17 protein-coding genes are annotated in these 15,604 nt (G+C 61.4%); 12 read left to right on the top strand and 5 right to left on the bottom strand.

Annotated features, from left to right (window positions below; genetic code table 11):
• The first annotated feature begins 55 nt into the window (after positions 1 to 55).
• A complete protein-coding gene (locus BMOU_RS00960) occupies positions 56 to 667 on the top strand; it encodes a sigma-70 family RNA polymerase sigma factor (RefSeq protein ID WP_081738454.1) in 612 nt (203 codons plus the stop codon).
• Entirely contained in the window at positions 664 to 909 is a 246-nt protein-coding gene (locus BMOU_RS00955; RefSeq protein WP_034873888.1) for a hypothetical protein, read from the top strand. Before BMOU_RS00960 ends, BMOU_RS00955 begins: the two co-directional genes overlap by 4 nt.
• Positions 910 to 978: 69 nt before the next feature.
• Here BMOU_RS00955 and BMOU_RS11765 read toward each other — a convergent pair whose 3' ends face one another.
• Complete coding sequence (locus BMOU_RS11765) at positions 979 to 1,053, bottom strand: 50S ribosomal protein bL37 (RefSeq protein ID WP_003817083.1); 75 nt, start codon at positions 1,051 to 1,053, stop codon at positions 979 to 981.
• 77 nt (positions 1,054 to 1,130) lie between these two features.
• Entirely contained in the window at positions 1,131 to 2,084 is a 954-nt protein-coding gene (locus tag BMOU_RS00950; RefSeq protein WP_034873886.1) for an aldose 1-epimerase family protein, read from the bottom strand.
• Between the two features lie 239 nt (positions 2,085 to 2,323).
• Between BMOU_RS00950 and BMOU_RS00945 the strand changes: the two genes are divergently transcribed.
• A complete protein-coding gene (locus tag BMOU_RS00945; RefSeq protein ID WP_034873884.1) occupies positions 2,324 to 3,343 on the top strand; it encodes a 4-hydroxy-3-methylbut-2-enyl diphosphate reductase in 1,020 nt (339 codons plus the stop codon).
• Positions 3,344 to 3,366: 23 nt separating this feature from the next.
• On the opposite strand, the gene ybaK is transcribed toward BMOU_RS00945, so the two are convergent.
• The 3 genes from ybaK to BMOU_RS00930 form a co-directional block, all read right to left on the bottom strand.
• Complete coding sequence (gene ybaK, locus BMOU_RS00940; protein ID WP_034873883.1) at positions 3,367 to 3,900, bottom strand: Cys-tRNA(Pro) deacylase; 534 nt, start codon at positions 3,898 to 3,900, stop codon at positions 3,367 to 3,369.
• 109 nt (positions 3,901 to 4,009) lie between these two features.
• Complete coding sequence (gap, locus tag BMOU_RS00935) at positions 4,010 to 5,065, bottom strand: type I glyceraldehyde-3-phosphate dehydrogenase (protein WP_034873880.1); 1,056 nt, start codon at positions 5,063 to 5,065, stop codon at positions 4,010 to 4,012.
• Between the two features lie 159 nt (positions 5,066 to 5,224).
• Positions 5,225 to 5,974, bottom strand: coding sequence for a thiamine diphosphokinase (locus tag BMOU_RS00930; RefSeq protein WP_034873878.1), 750 nt, complete (start codon positions 5,972 to 5,974; stop codon positions 5,225 to 5,227).
• Between the two features lie 158 nt (positions 5,975 to 6,132).
• On the opposite strand from BMOU_RS00930, the gene asnB reads away from it, so the two are divergent.
• From asnB to BMOU_RS00885, 9 genes are all read left to right on the top strand, one after another.
• The gene (gene asnB, locus BMOU_RS00925; protein ID WP_034873876.1) at positions 6,133 to 8,019 is read left to right on the top strand and encodes an asparagine synthase (glutamine-hydrolyzing); all 1,887 of its coding nucleotides are present in this window, start codon (positions 6,133 to 6,135) and stop codon (positions 8,017 to 8,019) included.
• A gap of 252 nt (positions 8,020 to 8,271) precedes the next feature.
• Positions 8,272 to 8,970, top strand: a complete 699-nt coding sequence (gene infC / locus BMOU_RS00920) for a translation initiation factor IF-3 (RefSeq protein WP_034873874.1) — start codon at positions 8,272 to 8,274, stop codon at positions 8,968 to 8,970.
• 18 nt (positions 8,971 to 8,988) lie between these two features.
• Entirely contained in the window at positions 8,989 to 9,183 is a 195-nt protein-coding gene (gene rpmI, locus BMOU_RS00915; RefSeq protein ID WP_034873872.1) for a 50S ribosomal protein L35, read from the top strand.
• A gap of 52 nt (positions 9,184 to 9,235) precedes the next feature.
• Positions 9,236 to 9,619 carry a 50S ribosomal protein L20 gene (gene rplT / locus BMOU_RS00910; protein ID WP_003839491.1) on the top strand — a complete coding sequence of 128 codons (384 nt, stop codon included), beginning with the start codon at positions 9,236 to 9,238 and terminating at the stop codon, positions 9,617 to 9,619.
• A 107-nt stretch (positions 9,620 to 9,726) separates the two neighbouring features.
• Complete coding sequence (xerD, locus tag BMOU_RS00905) at positions 9,727 to 10,683, top strand: site-specific tyrosine recombinase XerD (protein WP_034873870.1); 957 nt, start codon at positions 9,727 to 9,729, stop codon at positions 10,681 to 10,683.
• A 97-nt stretch (positions 10,684 to 10,780) separates the two neighbouring features.
• Positions 10,781 to 11,620: a ParA family protein gene (locus BMOU_RS00900; RefSeq protein WP_034873868.1), complete on the top strand. Its 840-nt coding sequence runs from the start codon at positions 10,781 to 10,783 to the stop codon at positions 11,618 to 11,620.
• 126 nt (positions 11,621 to 11,746) lie between these two features.
• Positions 11,747 to 12,544: an NUDIX hydrolase gene (locus tag BMOU_RS00895; RefSeq protein ID WP_034873865.1), complete on the top strand. Its 798-nt coding sequence runs from the start codon at positions 11,747 to 11,749 to the stop codon at positions 12,542 to 12,544.
• Positions 12,545 to 12,610: 66 nt separating this feature from the next.
• Positions 12,611 to 13,891 (top strand): quinolinate synthase NadA, encoded by a 1,281-nt coding sequence (gene nadA / locus BMOU_RS00890; protein WP_034873863.1) that lies wholly within the window; start codon positions 12,611 to 12,613, stop codon positions 13,889 to 13,891.
• On the top strand, positions 13,888 to 15,600 hold the full coding sequence (locus BMOU_RS00885; RefSeq protein ID WP_081738442.1) for an L-aspartate oxidase: 1,713 nt from the start codon (positions 13,888 to 13,890) through the stop codon (positions 15,598 to 15,600). The genes nadA and BMOU_RS00885 overlap by 4 nt, the downstream gene beginning before the upstream one ends.
• Positions 15,601 to 15,604: the final 4 nt, after the last annotated feature.

The raw sequence follows: 15,604 nt of genomic DNA, 5'->3' as shown, positions 1-15,604 counted from the left end.
ATCGCCGCATGCGGCATGCCGGTAGAATGAGAACGTGACCGATGAGCAGGAAAGCATGACGAACAGGCGCGCGCGCTTCGAACAGCTCGCCATGCCCATCGTCGACGTGCTCTACCGTCAGGCCATGAGGCTGACCAACAATCCCGACGACGCGCAAGATCTGGTGCAGGACACCTTCGAACGCGGGTTCAAGGCCTTCGATTCCTTCAAACAGGGCACGAACTTCGCCGCGTGGATGACCACCATCGAACGTAATGCCTATTTCAACCAGTACGCCAAGGCCAAACGCAGGCCGCAACGCGCCAACGGCTCCACGGGCGAATACGACGACTGGGACATCTACTCCGCCTCCGAACATTCGCCGGAACAGCTGAAATCGGCCGAGCAGGAGTATCTGGATGCCTATGCGCCGGAAGAGATCATGGCTGCGTTGAACAGGCTTTCGCCGGAACGCAGGCAGGTGTTCATCGATGCGGCCATCGACGGCAAGTCATATCAGCAGGTGGCCGATGAGCAGGGTGTGAAGATCGGTACGGTGATGAGCCGTCTGAACCGTGCCCGCACGCAGCTCAAGCAGGAGCTTGCGTCGTATGCGAAGGAACGAGGGTATGCCGCCGGCGCACGCTCCGGTGCAAGGGAGGCTTCCGTCGGAAGGGGAGAATCATGAACGGTGGTTCCGTCGAACGTCACGTCTCCATGGCCAGCAGGAACGTGGACGGCTCCGTAACGCATGTGACGCACGCGAGCGTGCGTGTCACCTCGGAGGAGCGCTTCGATCCGGAAACCTGCTGTGATGAGCGTGAGCGGGCGCTGATCGCGGCGATGCGCGCCTATCTGCGCCCCGAACAGGCGCCGGAGCGTCTGCTGGAACGTCTCCGTACCACGCTTGACCATTGTTGCGGCGAATAGAAAACCCGCGGAACCGATTGCGATTCCGCGGGTTTTGATGCTCCGTGGCGTTATTCGCGCCGGCAGGGATCAGGCGTTCGGGCGCTTGCCGTGATTGGCGGCCTTCTTACGACGATCCTTGCGCTTACGTCCGCGCATGCCCATGATTGGACTCCTTTACTTGCGATTAATAAGCCTTCGGGATTATCGCACACCGGTGCGACGTTGTGCAAATCGGACGTTCATCGGGCGAGCGCGCCGAGGAACAGCGAAGTGCTGCTGGTTTCGCCGGGCCTGATCGTGATGAGGTCGTTGCCGGTGTTGAATGCGTTGGCGTAGGCGGTCTGCGGTTCCACGGCCACGCCTGCCGGATGCTTGAAGGCCGGGAATCCGGTGCCGGTGCACACTTGGAAGGAGGTGATGGTTTCGTCGCCTCCGACTTTGACCTTCAGTCCGTCCGGGCGGGTGAACACCGCGGTGACGGTGCCGTCTTCGGCGTGATCGAGATCGGTCCAGGCGTCGTCGAAGGGCTGTTCGGTGAGCGGTGTGTCCTTGCGCAGGTCGTACTTGGTGCCGTCCACCGGTTCGGTGCCGGTCGGGATCAGGTTTTCGTTCACGGTCACATGCGTGTTGCCCGGCAGGGTCAGGCTGCATTGCGCGTTGTGGCCGTCGATCTCGTCGCCGTATCCGTTCAGGCCGTTGGCGAGCCATGGGTGGATGGCCAGGGCCCACGGGGCGTTCGCATCGCCGTTGTTGTAGGCGTCGATGGTCAGGTGCAGGCCGTCGTCGGCAAGGCTGTAGGTGGCGGTGGCCACGATGTCGAACGGATAGCCGGCCATGTTGGGTGCACGCCAGGTCAATGCCACGGAGTCCTCCGTGAGGCTTGCCAGTTTCCAGTAGGAGCGGTAGCCGTAGCCGTGGATGGCGTTGTTGCGTGCGTGCTCGTCGATCGGCAGCGTGTAGGTCTTGCCCTCGAAGGTATATTCGCCGCCTTCGATGCGGTTCGGGAACGGGATGAGAATCTGACCGTGGCAGCAGGTCACCACATCATCCGGGCCGAGGGAGACGATGAGGTCCTCGCCTCGATAGGTCAGTTTGCGCAGCGTTGCGCCGAGTTCCGTGACGACCGCCTTATAGTCGCCATGGGAGATGGAGAATTGCTGCCCGGAGCGGGCAGGCAGGTTCTTGCAGGTCATAGATCACTCCATAGTGCCGCTAAACGTATCGATAACGGTTGTTATCGCTAACGGTCAAGTCTACTTCTCTTGAAGGTCGCCACGTCCGTTCGTCGGCGTGTTTTACCGTCCATCCGTTGCCGGGCGGGGAATCGCCGACGATATGGTTGTGCAATGGTCGTGTGTTCATGTGGCCGTGCGCATTGCGCAGGCGGCCGTGCTCTAGTATTTGGTGAAGATGATAGGAAAGGCGGCGACTTATGACCAAACGCATCGTATTGGCGGACCCTCGCGGATTCTGCGCCGGTGTGGATCGGGCGATCCTTACCGTGCAGACGATTCTGAAGGCCGCATCCCCCGCTCGTGGGGATGGTCTGCCACCGGTGTATGTCCGTCGTCAGATCGTGCATAACCGACATGTGGTCGAGGACCTGTCGTCCCAGGGCGCGGTCTTCGTGCAGGAGCTTGCCGAGATTCCGGATGAGGCCGCTTCGGCGGGCATCCCGATCGTGTTTTCCGCCCATGGCGTGTCCCCGGCGGTCAAGGCCGAGGCGGCGGCCCGTGGCATGCATGTGATCGATGCCACCTGCCCGCTGGTGAGCAAGGTGCATCGTGAGGTACTGCGCTTCGTCAAGGAGGGCTTCGAGATCGTCTATATCGGCCATAGGGGGCATGACGAGGCGGTCGGCGTGGTCGAGGAGGCTCCGGAACATGTGCATCTGATCGAACATGAGGACGACGTGGACTCGCTTGATTTTGCCGAAGACACCAAACTGGTGCTGCTTACGCAGACCACGCTGAGCGTCGATGAGACCGCCGGCACGATCGCCGCGCTGAAGCGCCGTTTCCCGTGGCTTGAGATGCCGCCGAGCTCCGATATCTGCTATGCCACGTCGAACCGTCAGGCCGCGGTCAAATTGGTGGCCGGGCAGTCGGATTGCGTGGTGATTGTCGGCTCGGCGAATTCCTCGAATTCCGTGCGATTGATGGAGGTCGCGCAGGAAGGGCTGAACGCGCGTTTCGCACCCGATGCCGCCCCGGATGCGGCTGACGGTCGCGGGCGGGCGCATCGTGTCGATGATGCGGCCGAACTCGACCCGTCATGGTTCGAGGGCGTGGAATCGGTGGGTATCTCGTCGGGCGCCTCCGTGCCCGACGAGCTCGTCTCCGGCGTGATCGAGACCTTGCGGGGCTTCGGCTACACCGATGTGTCCACCATCGAGACCATCAAGGAGAACATGCACTTCGTGCTGCCGTCGGAACTGCGCAAGGCCCGGTGACGTCGCCTTCCCGCCAATGGCGCCTACCAGGTGCCGATGGGGGCGGCCACGGCGCCCAATACCGCGATGAGATCGTTCGGATTGATGCCGATGGAGAATCCGCGTTTGCCTCCGGACAGTAGGATCTCATCATATTGCAGGGCGCTTTCGTCCAGTACGGTCTTATGATGCGTGCGCTGGCCCAGCGGAGAGATTCCGCCCACCACATAGCCCGATTCGCGCATGGCCACCTTCGGGTCGGCCATGGAGGCCTTCTTCGCGCCCACGGCGGCGGCCAGCGCCTTCAAATCCATATGGCCGCTGACCGGAACCACGCCGACCACGCGTTCCGAGCCGGTGTCGGCCATCAGCGTCTTGAATACCCGATGCTCGTCGAAACCGAGTTTGGCGGCGGCCTCAACCCCATAGCCGTCGTCCATATGATCGTTCGAATGTGCGTATTCATAGGTTGTGAATGCGATTCCGGCCTTGTCCAGCTGCACGGTCGCCGGTGTGGAACCGGTGCCCCTCTCATGTTTTTTTCTTACCCATAGCGCTCCATCATAAGGCTTGCGCATGTCCGGTTCCGGCGGGCTGCGAGAGGCGGGGCATACGAAAGGGGCCCCCGCCGCGAAGCGGAGGCCCCTGCAGGAGTTCCTAGGAGCCTAGCGGACTAGCCGCGATCGTTCACTCGGAGATCTCGGCGAAGTACAGCAGGGTACGCACCATGTTGCAGGTGAAGCCGTACTCGTTGTCGTACCAGGAGACGGTGCGGGCCATGGTCACGCCGTCGACGATGTTGACGTCGGTCTGGGTCGGATCGAACACGCCACCGTGGGTGTCGCCGATGATGTCGGAAGACACGATGCCATCCTCGTTATAACCGTAGAAGTCGGTGGCGGAGAAGGCGGCCTTGAATGCGGCGTTGATCTCGTCAGCGGTGACTTCCTTGTTCAGAACGGTGGTCAGCTCGGTGACGGAGCCGTCCGGAACCTGGATGCGCTGGGCATGGCCCTGCAGCTTGCCGTTCACGGACGGAACGACCTTGCCGATGGCCTTGGCGGCGCCGGTGGAGTGAGGAATGGTGTTGATGGCGGCGGCGCGGTTGTTGCGAGCCTTCGGGAAGCGCGGGCCGTCGAGGATCATCTGGGTGCCGGTGTAGGCGTGGATGGTGGTCATGAAGCCGGCCTTGATGCCCCAGTTCTCGTCCAGCAGCTTGACCATGGCGGCCATGGAGTTGGTGGTGCAGGAACCGGCGGACACGATGGTGTCGTCGGCCTTCAGGATCTCGTGGTTCACGCCGAACACGACGGTCGGGGTGGTCTCGTCCTTGGCCGGAGCGGAGATCAGGACCTTCTTGGCGCCAGCGTTCAGGTGGGCCTGGGACTTCTCGGCGGAGGTGTAGAAGCCGGTGCACTCGAGCACGAACTCGACGCCGTCGTTCTTGACCCACGGGATGTTGTTGGCGTCCTTCTCGGCGTAGACCTTGTATTCCTTGCCATCGACCACGATGGAGTCTTCGGTGGAGGTGACCTCGACCGGGGTGCCATCGTCATGACGGAAGGTGCCATGGGTGCTGTCGTACTTCAGCAGGTAGGCCAGCATGGACGGGGTGGTCAGATCGTTGATTGCAGCGACCTCAATGTCACCGGCCTGGCCGCCACGGGCCTGCAGCTCGAAGATGCGGCGGAAAGCCAGACGACCGATACGACCAAAGCCGTTGATACCAATCTTAACTGTCATGTAATTCTCCCTTTGGGGTAGGCCACACATGCGCGGGGCGCAATGAAGCCATTGTTTACCAACACCGCCCACTTTAGTGCGTCACCTGTACTTAGGGCAACGCATGGCGGGAGTGTGTTTCAGAAAACGACGCCATTTGCGTGAACGCTAACGGTAGGTTTATCGGCGTCGGCATCGTTCGGACAGAACGGAGGAGACCTCCGTATCGAGCGCACCCAGGTCACCCTCGAAGTCATGCAGCCGGGTCACCTGCGGCAGCGGGGCCTCAGCCGGGAACGTCACGATCAGCGTACCGTGTTCCACTTCGATGCGTGCGGGTGCACCATCTAGGAACTCGTTGCTGACGCCATTGACGCGGACGTTGCTCATGGTCGCATGCTCAAGTTCGTATTTGAGTCCCGGCTCGCTGACCCCCGTGGACACGTCGGAATGGGAGAACACCGAGACCATGCGGCCAGGCTTCACGTCGTTGGCGGGAAAGGAGAGCGTGCCATCGCAGATCGCGGTGATGATCGTGCCGTCGCCATGCAGATAACCGCTCGCCCCACGCTCGGCGAGCAGCGCCATGAGCTGGATGTTCGAGATGGTGTGGTCGATGCGCCCGCCGAGCGCACCGAAGACATGGAACTCGCGAGCGCCGTGGGCCCAGCCGATCTTCAGGGCCGACAGCAGGTCGGGGTCATCCTTTTGCGCGGGCAGGGCGACCGTGCGTCCGCCGTCCGCGGGCCGTGCGCCCTTGAGGGAGTCGAAATCGCCGACGACCACATCGATGCCGATGCCGAGGTCGCGTGTATGGTCGAGACCGCCGTCCGCGGCGATGACGAAGGCGCCGTCCGGAACGAAGGGGGTCTCCCGGTAGTATTCCCCGGCGGCGAAGATGACGCAGGTGCGCGAATCATGTGTGGTCATATCCGACAGTGTAGCCAGTCGTTGCGTCGGATACGGTGGCGGGTGGCTATCATGGGAGCGCGCATACCTTTCGGGAGGTCCTGAGGTCGGAGCGACACAGCTTGCGCACATACGTTTGGTAGCCTGTTATCTAGTTTCTTCGAAGGGATTATGCAGTTATGTGTGGAATCGCCGGATTCGTCAACGACATGCCTATCGATGTCAAGTGCCCGACCCTGCAGCGGATGACCGATATCATCGCGCACCGTGGTCCGGACAGCGAGGGGCATTACATCGATGAGCATGTGGCTTTGGGCCACCGCCGCCTGAGCATCATCGATCTGGGCGGAGGCCGGCAGCCGATCTACAACGAGGACGGTTCGCTGGTCATCACCTTCAACGGCGAGATCTACAATTACCAGCCGTTGCGTGACGAGCTGGTCGCCGCGGGCCACACCTTCACCACCAAAAGCGACACCGAGGTGCTGCTGCATGGCTATGAGCAGTGGGGCGTCGATCTGCTGCAACGCGTCCGTGGCATGTTCACCTTCGTGATCTGGGACAGGAACAGGCGCGAACTGTTCGGCGCCCGCGACCATTTCGGCATCAAGCCGTTCTACTATGCCAAGATGAACGGTACGTTCATGTACGCCTCGGAGATCAAGAGCCTCCTGCAGCATCCGGATTTCGTCAAGGAGCTGAACGCCGAGGCGCTGAAGCCGTACATGACCTTCCAGTATCCGGCGATCGGCGAGACCTTCTTCAAAGGCGTCTACAAGCTGCCGGAAGGCCATTACTTCACCTATCGCGACGGTGAGATGAGCATTCACCGGTACTACGACGAGAACTTCCGGGAGGGCGGTCAGAAGCTGGGCGAGCTGGTGGATTCCATCGACGACACGGTATGCGGTTCCGTCAAGGCCCACCAGATCGCGGATGTGGAGGTGGGGTCCTTCCTGTCCAGCGGCGTGGATTCCAGCTATGTCGCCGCCGTGGCCCGCCCCGAGCACACCTATTCCATCGGATTCGGCAAAGGTACCTATAACGAATCGCAGCAGGCCGGCGAGCTGGCCGAGCTGCTCAGCCTGAACAACACCGCCGAGGCGCTGACCGATGAAGAGGCGTTCGCGGCGTTTCCACGCATCCAGTGGCATCTGGACGAGCCGGACTCCAACCCAAGCTGTGTGCCGCTGTATTTCCTGTCGGCCCTGGCCGCAAAGGATGTCAAGGTCGTATTGAGCGGTGAAGGCGCCGACGAGCTGTTCGCGGGATATATCGATTACGGCGTGCATACCAAATACAAGCCCATCAAGGTGCTGACCCGCTGGCTGACCCATCTGCCGGCCGGTGCGCGCCATGCGATCGCACGTTTCTGCAAGGGCAGGACGTTCCCGGGCGCATGGCATTTGTATGCGAACCTCGCCCCGGCCGAGGAGAGCTTCATCGGCCAGGCGCGCGTGTTCGAGGAGGAGCAGTCGGAGCGGTTGCTCAAGCCCGAATACCGCAAGGCCCCGAGTGTGCAAAGCATCGTCGATAAGACCTACGCCCGTGTGGAAGGCAAGGGGCTGAGCGAGCTCAAGAAGAAGCAATACCTCGACATGCACCAGTGGATGCCCGGCGACATTCTGCTCAAGGCCGACAAGATGACCATGGCCCATTCGCTCGAGTTGCGCGTGCCGCTGCTCGACAAGGAGCTGATGGCGGTGGCCGAGCAGGTGCCCACCAAGTACCTGATCAATGACGAGAACACGAAGTTCGCGTTCCGCCAGGCCGCTGGCCGTCATCTGCCCAAGGAGTGGTATGACCGCGAGAAGCTCGGCTTCCCGGTGCCGATCAAGAAATGGCTGCGCGAGGAGAAGTTCTACGCATACGTGCGTTCCGTGTTCGAACGCGACTATGTCGGCCGGTTCTTCGATCAGGACGCCTTGCTGAAGATGATCGACGACAACTACGCCGGCAAGACGGACGACCGTCGCAAGATCTGGACGGTGTACTCCTTCCTGACCTGGTACGACGTGTATTTCGTGCATGACGGCACCAGGCCGGAGGTCATCGCCATCGACTGAGCGTCGTATGCGACACGCGCCGGTCCCGGGGTGTGGTATTATCTACAAGGCTTGAGAAATCAAGAAAGCGGGACATCCCCACCTGGAAGCCTTTCAAGGCCTCGGGTTCAGGCATCAGCCTTTCGCCGGTCGCCGGCGATGCGCGTGGATTGATTATCGACGCATGGTCATACGGATATGTCGTGTGGCATGGCTTGCCATGGATCGCGGAGCTTGGAACACTGCCAGTCGGGGATTTCCGTCGAACGGAACATGAGGATTGGAGTCATCATCAGCGACGAACCACGCATTAACGACGAGATTCGCGTCTCCCAGGTGCGTCTGATCGGCCCGAATGGCGAACAGGTGGGAGTCATCGCGACTTCCGTCGCACTGAACCTGGCAAAGGAAGCGAACCTCGATCTCGTCGAGGTGGCGCCCAACGCGAAGCCTCCGGTCGCCAAGCTTATCGACTACGGCAAGTTCAAGTACAACGAGAAGATCAAGGCACGTGAGGCGCGTCGTAATCAGAGCACGGCGGAGATCAAGGAGATCCGCTTCCGCCTGAAGATCGACGATCACGATTTCGAAGTCAAGAAGGGCCATGTCGTGCGCTTCCTGAACGGCGGAGACAAGGTCAAGGTCACCATCATGCTGCGCGGTCGTGAACAGTCCCGACCGATCGGCGGCGTCGAGCTGCTGCAGCGCCTCGCCCAGGAAGTGGAGGAATACGGCACCGTCGAATTCGCTCCGAAGCAGGAAGGCCGCAACATCATCATGACGCTTGCGCCGAAGGGCAAGAAGGTGCACGCCCAGTCTGAGCAGCGTCGTCGCGGCGATCAGTCCCGTGCCGAACGCCAGGCCCGTCAGGCGGCACGTCTGGCGGCCAAGCAGGAGGCCCAGGCTCAGGCGGCGGCCGAAGCCAAGGCCGCGGTGGCATCCGACAAACCGAAGACTTCCGAAACGAAGTAACAAACAAGGAGGGCAGCAATGCCGAAGATGAAAACTAATTCCGCCGCTTCCAAGCGCGTCCGCGTGACCGGTTCCGGCAAGCTGATGCACGCTGGTTCCGGCATGCGCCACAACCTCGAGCACAAGTCCGCTCGTAAGCGCCGCGAACTGAAGGCCGATGGTGTTCTGGCCGCTTCCCAGAGCAAGAACATGAAGAAGCTGCTCGGTCGCTGAGCATAGCGAGAGCTGACAAGATAAGACTTAATAGAAAGCTGAGGAATCAAATATGGCACGTGTCAAGCGCGCAGTGAACGCCCACAAGAAGCGTCGCGTCGTTCTCGAGAGGGCCTCCGGCTATCGCGGCCAGCGCTCCCGCCTGTACCGTAAGGCCAAGGAGCAGCTGCTGCACTCCTTTACCTACAACTTCCGCGACCGCAAGGCTCGCAAGGGCGACTTCCGCAAGCTGTGGATCCAGCGCATCAACGCCGCGGTCCGCGCCGAGGGCATCACCTACAACCGCTTCATCCAGGGCCTGCACCTCGCCGGCATCGAGCTGGATCGCCGCGCTCTGGCCGAGCTGGCCGTTTCCGATCCGGAGACCTTCAAGGCCATCGTCGAGCAGGCCAAGGCCGCTCTTCCGGCTGATGTGAACGCTCCGAAGGAAGCCTGAGCTTTTATGGACTGACGTCGCATCGACGTATATGATGACCTCCGCTCCACCGGGCGGAGGTCTTTGCATATCGGATCCGAAACAGGATGAAGACCGAAAGGAACGGCATGGATGGTGGTGAGCGCCTGGTCAGGCAGTTCCTCGCGCATATCGATGTGGAACGGGGACTGTCCAAGGCCACGGTCGGCGCATACGGCTCCGATCTGCACAAGTACATGACCTGGTTGGGCGAACATGGCATCCGTGATCTCGACGACGTCACCACACGGTATGTCGAGGACTATGTCGCCTCGCTCGACGATTCGGGGGAGAGCGCCCGTAGCAAGGCACGCCGACTGGCCAGCATCCACGCCTTCCACCGTTTCGCCCTCAGCGAGCATGCCGTGCATGATGACGTCGCCGCGCGGGTCAAGGCGCCTAAGGGCGCAAGCACCCTGCCGGATGTGCTTTCCGTCGATGAGGTGATGCGACTGATGGACTCCATTCCCGTCTCGCAGGGGCACGACGGAGGCCAGGACGCGTCATCCGGTGCCGCCGACGACCCGGTGATGCTACGCGACAGGGCGCTGCTCGAATTCATGTATGCCACGGGATCGCGTGTCTCGGAGGCGTGTGGCGCCAATCTCGACGACATCGATCTGGACGGCAAGGTGGCGCGTCTGATGGGTAAGGGCTCCAAACAGCGTCTGGTGCCGGTCGGAGGCTTCGCGTGCGAGGCGCTGCGCAGATACCTCGGATTCGGGCGGCCCGTTCTGCAGGCCAGGGCCAAGGGACCGGCCGAACGCAGGGCGATATTCCTCAACAAGCGCGGCAAACGGCTGTCACGGCAGTCGGTGTGGGAGATCATCCGGGATGCCGGCGAACGTGCGCACATCACCAAGCCGCTGCATCCGCATATTCTGCGCCATTCCTTCGCGACGCACCTGATCCAGGGCGGTGCGGACGTGCGCACCGTACAGGAACTGCTCGGCCATGCCAGCGTGACCACCACGCAGATCTATACGCACGTAAGTCCCGAGAATCTCATCGAGGCGTATCTGACCGCGCACCCGCGTGCGCGCTGAATATGACGGACGATGTCATTGCCGGATTGGACGATGGGCGTGCGCTAGCATGGGAGCAGTTGAACTTTGACACAAGGATGTTGGTAAGGTAAACAGTATGCCTACGGATTTGCTTGGACGTGATTATGAGACGTTTGCCGCTCCGGAACCATTGCAGCAGCATGGTCCGGCGCGGGTCATCGCCATGTGTAACCAGAAGGGCGGTGTGGGCAAGACCACCAGTTCCATCAACATCGCCGGGGCATTGAGCCAGTATGGCCGTCGTGTGCTCATCGTCGATTTCGATCCGCAAGGTGCGGCGACGGTGGGTCTGGGCATCAACGCCAATGCGGTGGAAGACACGGTGTACACCGCATTGTTCAATCCCCGCATGGATGTGCATGCCGTGATCCAACATACGGATTTCGACAATCTTGACATCATGCCGGCCAACATCGATCTGTCCGCAGCCGAGGTGCAGCTGGTCACCGAGGTCGGTCGCGAGCAGGTGCTTGCCGGTGTGCTTCGGCAGGTGAAGGACGAATATGACGTGATCATCGTCGACTGCCAGCCGTCGCTGGGCCTGCTGACGGTGAACGCGTTGACGGCCGCCGACGGCGTAATCATTCCGGTCGCCGCGGAATTCTTCGCGTTGCGTGGCGTGGCCCTGCTGATGCAGTCCATAGAGAAGGTGCAGACGCGCATCAACCCGAGTCTTGAGGTGTATGGCGTGCTGGTCACGATGTTCACGCATACCCTGCACTGCGAAGAGGTGTTGCAGCGCATCTATGAGGCCTTCCAGGGCAAGGTGTTCCATTCGGTGATCTCGCGGTCCATCAAACTGCCGGATTCCACGGTGGCGGCCGCACCGATCACCATCTACGCGCCGAACCACAAGACCGCGAAGGAATATCGCGAAGTGGCGCGTGAGCTGATCTCCAAAGGCATCGTCGCCTGATTCGTCATCTGCCGTCCAGCCCCGTCAGCGGGGCTTTTTCATATGTGGACACAACTTATAGTCATGTTGACCATAAGTGATACACTGGTGCCTCGGAACAATTCGGACTGACGAATCGAGGCCGCTATGATCATGGGCAACGTCTCGGAAAGGCGCAGGCAACCTCCACAGGTCGGCGTATCCGTGGTGATTCTTGCTCTCGGGCCCGCCGCACAGGCGGATGACCGGACCGATCAGACCCGCAATGCACTGTGGATGCCCCTGGTCAGACGCGTGCGCCAACCGTTCCTTGGGCAATGGGCCCTGCCGGGCGGCGACCTGCGCGCCGGCCATTCGCTCGAGCAGTCGGCCTATGCGGCGTTGGAATCGACCACGTCGTTGCATCCGCACTATCTCGAGCAGCTCTACACCTTCGGCGACCCATCGCGATCCCACGGAGGCCTGCCCATGGTCTCCATCGTCTACTGGGCGTTGGTCGGCAGCGTGGGTGAGGAGGTCGGGTTCGCCGACGGCGACAACGTTTCGTGGTTCCCCGTGGACCATCTGCCGGAACTCGCCTTCGACCACCGCGCCATCGTCGACTACGCCATGGAACGGCTGCGCGGCAAAATCGAATATCCCGACATCGTCGCGCGCCTGGTGGGCGACCGTTTCACCCTCAGCCAACTCCATGACGTCTACGAGGCGATCGCAGGGGAGGGCATCGACCTGGCGAACTTCCGCCGTAAGATGCTCGCCTCCGGTCTGCTCGAGGACACCGGCGACAAACTGCGCGTCGGCCGTAACCGGCCGGCCACGGTCTACCGCTACAAGCAAGGCGTGGCTCAGCCGGCACCATGGAACGTCGCCGACACGAGGCCCTATTTCGCCGCGTCCGATAGTGATCCGCAGGATGATGCGCTCTCCGCGCTCACGACGGTCTGACCTTCGGCACGGGGTCTTACGGATCCGTACCAACATGACAAGAAGGATAAGAGAGGGGAATGCAGCATGGCTGCAACACTGTCGTCGCCATCCGTCGACGAGATCATCGCCCGGCTGGGTGCGCAAGGCACCTGCGACTCCGGACTGGCGCAGGATCCGTGGCATTTCGATACCGTCCGCCCCAGCTATGGTCCGGGGGCGTCCATGTTCGATCCGCTACCGGACAATATGCCCCGACAGCGGGTGCTTCCGCAGGAATATCGTGAATCCTCCGGTGAGCAGCTGCAGGAGCGTATCAGGGATGCCAAGGCCAGACTTGGCGGGAAGATACTGATTCTGGGGCATTTCTACCAACGTGACGAAATCATAGTGCATGCCGATTTCGTCGGTGACTCCTTTCAACTCGCCAAGCATGCGGCCGAGCGACCGGATGCCGACCACATCGTGTTCTGCGGCGTGCATTTCATGGCCGAAACCGCCGACATCCTTTCCATGCCCGAGCAGAGCGTGACCCTGCCGAATCTATCTGCTGGCTGCTCCATGGCCGACATGGCGAATATCGACCAAGTCGAGGATTGTTGGGAGCAGCTCGGCGCAATCTGCGGTACCCGGCCGGATGCCGATGGCCGGCGGCAGATCGTACCGGTCACCTATATGAATTCCGCGGCCTCGTTGAAAGCGTTCTGCGGCCGTAATGGCGGCATCGTATGCACGTCATCCAATGCGCATGCCGTGCTCGAATGGGCCTTCGCCCGCGGTAAACGCGTGCTGTTCTTCCCCGATCAGCATCTGGGACGCAACACCGCCCGTGCCATGGGCATCTCGCCCGATCGGATGCCGCTGTGGGACCCGTACAAACCCTCCGGCGGTGCCGCGGATCCGGCCGTTTACGACAAGGCGGCGATGATCCTATGGAAGGGATTCTGCTCCGTGCATCAGCGGTTCACCGTGGAACAGGTGGAGCGTGCGCGCAGGGCATATCCGGGTGTGAAGGTGATCGTGCATCCCGAGTGCTCCATGAACGTGGTCGACGCTGCCGACGGTACCGGCTCCACCGCCTATATCGTCAAGGAGATCGCCAATGCCCCTGCTGGTTCGGCGATCGCAGTCGGAACCGAAATCAATTTGGTGAACCGTCTGGCCGCGCAACACCCCGACAAGACCGTGTTCTGCCTTGACCCCGTGGTCTGTCCCTGCTCCACGATGTACCGAATCCACCCGGCCTACTTGGCATGGGCGTTGGAAAGCATCGAGCGGGGCGATATCGTCAATCGCGTTACCGTCGACACCGACACGGCCGGTGAAGCGAAGGTGGCATTGCAGCGCATGTTGGAGGTGCATCCGTGATCGTCGTGATCGGATCAGGCGTGGCCGGATTGTGTGCGGCGCTCGCCGCGGCCGGTGATAAGCGGTTGGGAGGCGAAGGACTGTCCGGCACCGGATATGCGGGCATGATCCGACCTGATGACCGTGCCGCCGATGATGTGCTGTTGGTATGCAAGGACGATCTCATGGAGTCCAACACCTTTCATGCGCAGGGTGGTGTGGCTTCGGCCATCTTCGGCGACGATGCCCCCGCATTGCATGCCGCGGACACCATGGCCGCCGGTCATGGACTGTGCGACCGTGCCGCCGTCGATGTGCTTACGGATGAGGGGGCCCGGCGTGTACGTGAACTGATTGCGGCGGGCTGGCATGTGGATCGTGACTCGGAAGGTAACGTACTGCGTGGATTGGAAGCGGCGCATTGCCGTTCCCGAGTGGTGCACGCCGGTGGGGATGCCACCGGTAAAGTGCTGGAACTTGATATCTGCGCCATGGCACGATCCAATCCGCGCATCACGGTGCTCGAGCATGCGTTTTTGGACGATCTGCTGATACGGGATGGCCGAATCGCCGGCGTCAGGCTGTTGACATGCGATGGCGAAGGCGATGCCGAAGCACGCATCATCGGTACGAACCGTGTGATTCTCGCCACCGGAGGCGCGGGTGAACTCTATCCGTACACTACCAATCCGGCCGTCGCGACCGCAGATGGTCTTGCCGCCGCATTGCGTGTCGGAGCCCAAGTGGCCGACCTGGAGTTCTACCAATTCCATCCGACTGCGATGGCGGTGGGTGAGCATTTCCTCGTGTCCGAGGCCGTGCGTGGCGAAGGCGCGGTATTGCTCGACGAGCATGGGCATCGATTCATGACCGACATCGATCCACAGGCGGAACTCGCACCCCGAGATGTGGTTGCTCGTGCCAACTTCCGCGTCATGCAGGCACAAGGTGGCAAACCGGTTATGCTCGACATGTCTCCCATGGTCAAAAGACATTCCGATTTGGCGTTATTTCTGCGCAGACGGTTCCCGACCATTGACGCCTATACGCGTTCGCTCGGCTTCGATTGGAGCAAGGAGCCGATTCCTGTAGCGCCGGCCGCACATTATTGGATGGGTGGCATCCGCACCGACCTGTTCGCGCGCAGCAGCATTCCGGGTCTGTATGCGGCGGGAGAATGCGCCCGCACCGGCGTACAAGGGGCCAACCGGCTCGCATCGAATTCGCTGCTTGAAGGCATGGTATATGGATATCGGGCCGGTCTCGCCGCAGTACGGGATGAGGATGATACCGTTTGGCGACCGCAGGATCTCATCAATAGTGAAATCGTCGGACTGCCGGTTGCGCAACGGCCCATGATGTTGCGCATGCCGGTGGTCCAGGCAAGTCCGGATGCGCCTGGCAGGCACCATCCATGGAACCGCGAACGGATCGAGCATGAAATGTGGAGGCATGTCGGCGTGATCCGCGACGGCGATGGGTTCGATGAGGCGGCGAACTATCTGTCGGATGCGCTTGCCATGGCGAATGATGGAGCGACGTGCGCGGCCATGACGCGCAATAATGCGGAACGCATCACAATGCTGGAAAACCGCAATCTGCTCACCGCAGGCTACGTGGCGACCATTGCGGCACGAAACCGTTGCGAATCACGCGGCGCGCATACACGTCAGGATTATCCCAAGCGCAATCCGACCATCGCGCATTCCATCGCGTATCAGTTGGCATAGCGGA

Origin of the sequence: Bifidobacterium moukalabense DSM 27321, assembly GCF_000522505.1 — a bacterium.
GTDB classification, from domain to species: Bacteria; Actinomycetota; Actinomycetes; order Actinomycetales; family Bifidobacteriaceae; genus Bifidobacterium; species Bifidobacterium moukalabense.
Note: the sequence above shows the minus strand (reverse complement) of the source record. Positions and strands in the feature narration are given on the sequence as shown.